The organism is Verrucomicrobiota bacterium (assembly GCA_034440155.1).
In the GTDB taxonomy this organism is placed as follows: domain Bacteria; phylum Verrucomicrobiota; class Verrucomicrobiia; order JAWXBN01; family JAWXBN01; genus JAWXBN01.
Genome location: JAWXBN010000042.1, coordinates 1 through 5,834 on the forward strand (window position 1 = coordinate 1; position 5,834 = coordinate 5,834).

At 47.0% G+C, this 5,834-nt stretch carries 7 protein-coding genes; 4 read left to right on the top strand and 3 right to left on the bottom strand.

From position 1 onward, the window contains the following. Positions 1-293, bottom strand: a 293-nt coding sequence (locus SGI98_04365; GenBank protein MDZ4742637.1) for a GDP-mannose 4,6-dehydratase, incomplete at its 3' end; no start/stop codon positions are given. Between the two features lie 102 nt (positions 294-395). Between SGI98_04365 and SGI98_04370 the strand changes: the two genes are divergently transcribed. The 4 genes from SGI98_04370 (at position 396) to rfbG (ending at position 4,292) form a co-directional block, all read left to right on the top strand. Next, a complete protein-coding gene (locus SGI98_04370; GenBank protein MDZ4742638.1) occupies positions 396-1,985 on the top strand; it encodes a hypothetical protein in 1,590 nt (529 codons plus the stop codon). A 45-nt stretch (positions 1,986-2,030) separates the two neighbouring features. Continuing rightward, positions 2,031-2,165, top strand: coding sequence for a hypothetical protein (locus tag SGI98_04375; protein MDZ4742639.1), 135 nt, complete (start codon positions 2,031-2,033; stop codon positions 2,163-2,165). A 258-nt stretch (positions 2,166-2,423) separates the two neighbouring features. After that, positions 2,424-3,206 carry a glucose-1-phosphate cytidylyltransferase gene (gene rfbF / locus SGI98_04380; GenBank protein MDZ4742640.1) on the top strand — a complete coding sequence of 261 codons (783 nt, stop codon included), beginning with the start codon at positions 2,424-2,426 and terminating at the stop codon, positions 3,204-3,206. An 18-nt stretch (positions 3,207-3,224) separates the two neighbouring features. Beyond that, positions 3,225-4,292 (top strand): CDP-glucose 4,6-dehydratase, encoded by a 1,068-nt coding sequence (gene rfbG, locus SGI98_04385; protein ID MDZ4742641.1) that lies wholly within the window; start codon positions 3,225-3,227, stop codon positions 4,290-4,292. Between the two features lie 102 nt (positions 4,293-4,394). Here the strand turns inward: rfbG and SGI98_04390 are convergent, their stop codons facing one another. Both SGI98_04390 and SGI98_04395 read right to left on the bottom strand, forming a co-directional pair. Next, the gene (locus tag SGI98_04390; protein MDZ4742642.1) at positions 4,395-5,027 is read right to left on the bottom strand and encodes a hypothetical protein; all 633 of its coding nucleotides are present in this window, start codon (positions 5,025-5,027) and stop codon (positions 4,395-4,397) included. Continuing rightward, positions 5,024-5,755, bottom strand: coding sequence for a ParA family protein (locus tag SGI98_04395; protein ID MDZ4742643.1), 732 nt, complete (start codon positions 5,753-5,755; stop codon positions 5,024-5,026). The genes SGI98_04390 and SGI98_04395 overlap by 4 nt, the downstream gene beginning before the upstream one ends. Between the last annotated feature and the right edge of the window lie 79 nt (positions 5,756-5,834).

A 5,834-nucleotide genomic window follows, 5' to 3' on the forward strand; every position in this document is an offset into this window, starting at 1 on the left:
AGGGCGGGTTCCTCGATAGAAGGGCGGACTCCCGCGCGGGCAGCGAGGTGAATGATGGCTTCGGGTGGATGGGCGGCGAGGGCGGTTTGTAGTTTATCCGCATCAGTAATATCGACCTCCAGGAGGGTAAAGGCTTTTGAGGCGTGGGCCTGGAGCAAATTGCGGCGTTTGGTTTCAGGAGGGTAGAAAGTATTAAAACAATCGATCCCAATGACTTCATGGCCGTCAGCGAGGAGTTTCTCCGTGAGATTCGAGCCGATGAATCCGGCTGCACCAGTAACACAAATTTTCATATCTTAGGGGTGTAACGAAAACCATTCCCGATGGCAAGGCCCGTGGGGAAGTGCAAATTGCTCTGTGAATCGGTGGGGATAACTGCCTATAGTACCGGCATTATGGCGCACGCGAAAAAGAGACATTGGTTTTTGTGGTTGGGATCACTTCTTTTGGTTTTGTTGATCGCCGCCGGGGCCGTGTTGTATTCGGCAAATCATTTATTAAAAGAAAATGCCCGGATGTATCTGGAGGATGTGGATAAGTCCGAAAAAGAATATGTCGCTATCTTAAACGGGTGGCTGAACCGCGCTGATGATCCCCGGGAGAGTTATGATATCCAGTTTTTCCTCTCCACACAGGTGCTGGATAAAATAGTGAATGTCTTGGAGGGCCGGACGATCCAGCTTAACCCGACGACCTTCATTGTGATTCATGAGATGAAATTGGATATGAGAAATGGTTTCCCACTGGTGCGGCTCGAAGTGGAATATCAGGATACGGAAAAGGGTTTGTCCTTTGGCGGAGACATTGCGGCGGTTTTAGCCTTTGAGAATCAAGAAGGGACTTTCTTTTTCAGGATTCATCCGATTAGTTTCCATCCGTCACTCGGGGTCGGGGCTGTCCGTTTTGCCATGAGCGGGATACTCGGGAAAGTGACCCAGAAAATCGTCCAAGATTACGCCAGTGCATGGCCCGGTGTGGCACTCCCCTTTGAAACGATGATTCCGGTCCGTGTACCATCACTGAGCTCTGAGGTAGTGATTAAAATCGGGGGGAAACCCGGCGATCCTTATGTGAAAACACAATTCCAGTTCCCGGAATTAAACACGGATTTGAAGGCGGTCTATCAGGGCTTACTGGTTACCAAACAAGGAATCCACCTTTTTGCAAATTTGGAGAAGGTAAAAGGGGAAAAGGATCGGCCATTGGTGTCATCGGATAATTGGAATAAAATGACGAGCACAGAAAAAATCGATGCGATTGGTTTTGGTGGGAGTGATATCGGTACCCGGGTGTCGAAACGGGTGTTTGCTTTTGCCGTGGCTCGGGTCAATGACATGCCACTGGGGAGTAAACTCATTACTCTTCAGGGAAAAAGCCGGTTTGGTAATCTGGCCGTGGGACATTTTGGGCCTCTCTATTACACGATTTGGCTGGAGGATCCATCAAAGACTAAAGGTACGATGCAGATTCAAACCATGTCCGCCCAAGTCTCCCCGGTAAAAGATGAAATTATCAAGTATCAAGCGACAGGGGTGGTGCAGATCGAAGGTTTTGCAGGGACAAAAATCCAACTCGGGAAACCTGACGAGAAAGACAAGGATAAACAGTATGAGGATAAAAACCCGATTTACGTTAAATCCTCACCGACTAATGCCCGCCTCACGGGTTCATTTGTCCTGAAAAAGGATGATCCGACCCTGCCGATTATTGCCATTATGATGGATGAACAGAATGATATTGAGATGACCGCACGGTTAAAGACCCCGACATTTGGACATATCACGATCCACCCGAAATTCAACCTCCCTGCCAGCCGCATGACCCGGATCAAGTTACCTCTCGAGCTTAAAAAACATGGGATGGTCAAAATCGGACTCGATACCGTGGATTATTTCCTGGAAATGAAGCAAATTGATTGCCAAGCCGCTGAGAGTTACCTGACCATGACCGCAGGAACCGATTTGACTGTGGGGAAAAAGGAGTAGGGATAAACTTTATCGAGACCGTCTTTAGAGTATTTTTAACCACCGATGAACACAGATCGTCACGGATTTTTTTCCGAATGGAGTTTTTGCCCCGTTTTTAATCCCAGCTTCTTCCGGATTATCGTCGGAATCGAAGTTTGTCCCCGTTCCATCAAAGTTGTTTCTAACGCATTCATGTAGTAATGATATCGTGTGAATTTATCATATAGAAATTCACTTTATATTTAATAGGAAAAAGCGAATCTAGGGGTTTTATGAAGATATTCATCAGCGGGGATACAAAATAGCACAAAATTATTGCCTTTTTTCCGAAGAATCATTTACCTTTCTCAGTGTGGGAGAGGTGATGCAAACTGATTTGTGTAGGCGAAATCTATACCGATTTGTTCATGACGCTTAATTTAATATTTATTACAAACACATGGGAAAAAAGAGTTTATGAAAGTAGTCATTCTTTGTGGAGGTAAGGGAACCCGTCTCAGGGAGGAAACCGAGTTCCGTCCTAAACCAATGGTTCCGGTCGGGAGATTCCCCATGGTGTGGCACATCATGAAATATTATGCTTCCTTTGGACATAAGGAGTTTATTCTCTGTCTGGGTTATAAAGGTGAAATGATTAAGGAGTATTTCCGGAATTATCTCTGGAATACCTGCGATGTCACTTTGTCTCTTGGTAAAGAGTCTGCTATTCAATACCACGATAACCATAATGAAGAAGATTGGACTGTGACCCTTGCTGATACCGGAGAAGAAGCAATGACAGGTTATCGTGTCAAAAAAATCCAACGATATATACCTGAAGGAGAGAGATTCATGCTTACTTACGGTGATGGGTTATCGAATATTAACCTTAACGCATTGGTAGAATCCCATATTCAATCACGTAAAACATGCACCATTTCCGCCGTTCATCCCACCGGACGTTTTGGTTCTTTGGATATTTTATCTAATGGTATTGTGAAATCTTTCCATGAAAAACCTCACATGGAGTCGTTTTATGTAAATGGAGGTTTCATGGTTTGTAATTATAATATTTTTACATACCTCAAAGAGGATCAGTCTGTGATGCTTGAGAGACAACCAATTGCGGATATGCTAAAAGATACCGAGTTAAACTCCTATTCTCATGAAGGATTTTGGCAGCCCATGGACACTTATCAGGAAGCCCAATATTTGAATAAATTATGGGATGAAAATTCAGCACCCTGGAAAAAATGGTAAGGTTGAGGCACCCGACTTATGTTTGATGGCGCACTGAGGAATAAGAAAGTATTACTGACCGGGCATACGGGATTTAAGGGGGCCTGGATGCTGGCATGGCTACACCATCTGGGTGCACAGGTTTGTGGATATGCCTTGAAGCCGGTGAGGCCTCATGATTTATATGAGGCGATAAATGGAGATGAGTTATGCCGATCAGTGATTGCGGATATCCGTGATATCGAGAGAGTAAAAAAAACGGTCGTTGATTTTGCCCCTGATTTTATTTTTCACATGGCCGCCCAACCTCTTGTGAGGTTGTCTTATGAGCAGCCTTTGGAGACATTTTCGATTAATGCAATGGGGACCGCTCATATTCTTGATGCACTCAGGGACCTGGATAAACCTTGCGTGGCGGTGATGATTACGACTGATAAGGTTTATCATAATTTGGAGAATGGACATTTTTATGATGAGAATGACCGTTTAGGGGGACATGATCCTTACAGTGCATCGAAAGCCTGTGCGGAACTCGTTATCGACTCATACCGCAAATCTTTTTTTAATCCTCGGGACTATGATAGACACCAAAAGTCCATCTCCTCAGCGAGGGCTGGTAATGTGATCGGGGGTGGTGACTGGGCTAAGGACAGGATTATTCCGGATATCATCAGGGCATTGTCTGCGGGAGAGTCTATTTTAGTGCGTAATCCTCAGTCGATCCGTCCTTGGCAGCATGTATTGGACCCTCTAAGCGGTTATCTCACATTGGCAGCAGCCCAGGCCGAGGAACCCGTGCAATTTGCTCAAGGTTATAATTTCGGGCCGGAACCGGAGGATAATCTGACTGTTCTCGATTTGGCCAAAGAGGCGATTAATATATGGGGACATGGACAATACCACACCCCGGATATGATCGATGCTCCGCATGAGGCAGGTCTTTTACAGCTGGATATTTCAAAAGCCCGTAAAGAACTCGGCTGGTGTCCGAAATACCAAGCCCGCGAAGCCATTGACCTTACTATAGAATGGTACCGTTCAGTCGAAGGAAAATCTCCTGAGGCCCGGGCAAAAACAATGGAGCAAATTGCCCGATATCCTCGATGAGATTGCGCAATTTGCCCAAGGCAATCCCGACTGGATGTCAAAGGTAACGTGATAGGATAGAGAGTAGGGGCGTCTTTTTCCCCCCTTGGATCACCAGCGAGATCAGGGCTGCCAAGAGGTGTTTTCCGAGAGCCGCCGTGCGAACCTGACGATATCAGGAACAAGTTTCTTCTTTGTGGATTTAGGAGTGACTTTTAGGGAAGATGCCCGTCCCAAGGCCCTGACTTCTTCATCAGTATAATATTCCATGAGCAGGGATGTTAACTCATCCTCATTCTTCACCCCGAGTTTATTGAGTTCTCCAGCGAGGGCCATGGTGTCAAATTGCTCGATCCGGGGCCGTTTAGTCGACTCGATAACCATTCGGACACGGGCACTCATTTCACTGGTCATTCCAGCTTCAGCAGTAATTTGCACGAGTCTTTGGAATGTCTGATACCGGGACTCTGTTTTTTTTGGGGTGAAGGTTTTGCCGAGGATGTCTTTGGTTATTTTCTTGAGTGTTTTCACCTCTAATAAGCAAGAGCCTTCTGCTTCGAGGAGGTCGCGGGAGAGGGTTTGTGCCTCGGGGGAATCGGTCAGAGAGGTGGATTCTAAGAGTTTTTCGAGTTTTAGGACTGCTGTCTGTAGTTTTGCAGCATGCTCAGCAAAGGCTTTACCGGAAATATTCTCGGCCTGGGTTTCGAGTTTCTGGGCGACAGTAATGAGTAGCTGGGCGAGTTCTTGATCAGTCATAGGGTATTCTCAAAGTGATGGATAAAGTTACTCGTGAGTTCGCTAAAATCCTCAGCCCCGAGGGACTGGGGGGCATGGATAATGACCGGTTTATGTTCGGAAGAGGCTTCGGCAATGTGGATACTCTGGCGCAAAGGGGGATCGAGAAGGATACATTCCGGGTGGACTTGCCCTGAGTTTTTCAGGTTTTTGACTTGTATTTCCAGCTCCGTCCTGGCCTGTCCCCAGATTTTTCCCCTCTTTTCAAAACGGTTTAAAATCATGGCGGCAATCTGGTTCCGGGCAAAGCCCGGGCGGACCCCCTGCATTTTCTCATCCATGGACCCGAGCAATTTGCAGAGGATTTTCAGACCGGACAATGACAGGAAATCTGGGTTATAGGGGATGACTGTGTAGAGGGAAGCCATCAATGCGGCGTGGGTGACACGGAAAAGGTGGGGCGGACAGTCCAATAAAATATAATCGTAGCGGCTAGCGATAGTCCGGAGGGTGTCGGCGAGGCTTCGTTGGAAAGCCTGTTGCTGCGCGGGGGCCACTTGTTGCTCGAGCTCCAAAAGCTCTATGGCAGCGGGTAAAAGGTGTAAATAGGGGATTTCGGGTAGCCGTGAGGAGTTGAGCGGGATGCCCTGTATGCAGGCAGCATCGAAATTAAAGAGGGAGGTTCCCCGTAAGGCATCTTGGAAAATTTGATACACACTCCACAGCGCAATTTGCTCCGCCCGTGACAAGAAGAGCCGCTTTCGGGCGTTTTGGAGGGTCCGAGATTCTCGCTCGACCGAGATCGCGGGATCCAGCCAAGAATATCAC

What these genes read in the sequence shown, in the direction of transcription:
- SGI98_04370 (MDZ4742638.1), top strand. Translation starts at nt 396, where the DNA reads ATGGCGCACGCGAAAAAGAGACATTGGTTTTTGTGGTTGGGATCACTT.
- SGI98_04375 (MDZ4742639.1), top strand. Translation starts at nt 2,031, where the DNA reads ATGAACACAGATCGTCACGGATTTTTTTCCGAATGGAGTTTTTGCCCC.
- rfbF (MDZ4742640.1), top strand. Translation starts at nt 2,424, where the DNA reads ATGAAAGTAGTCATTCTTTGTGGAGGTAAGGGAACCCGTCTCAGGGAG.
- rfbG (MDZ4742641.1), top strand. Translation starts at nt 3,225, where the DNA reads ATGTTTGATGGCGCACTGAGGAATAAGAAAGTATTACTGACCGGGCAT.
- SGI98_04390 (MDZ4742642.1), bottom strand. Translation starts at nt 5,027, where the DNA reads ATGACTGATCAAGAACTCGCCCAGCTACTCATTACTGTCGCCCAGAAA.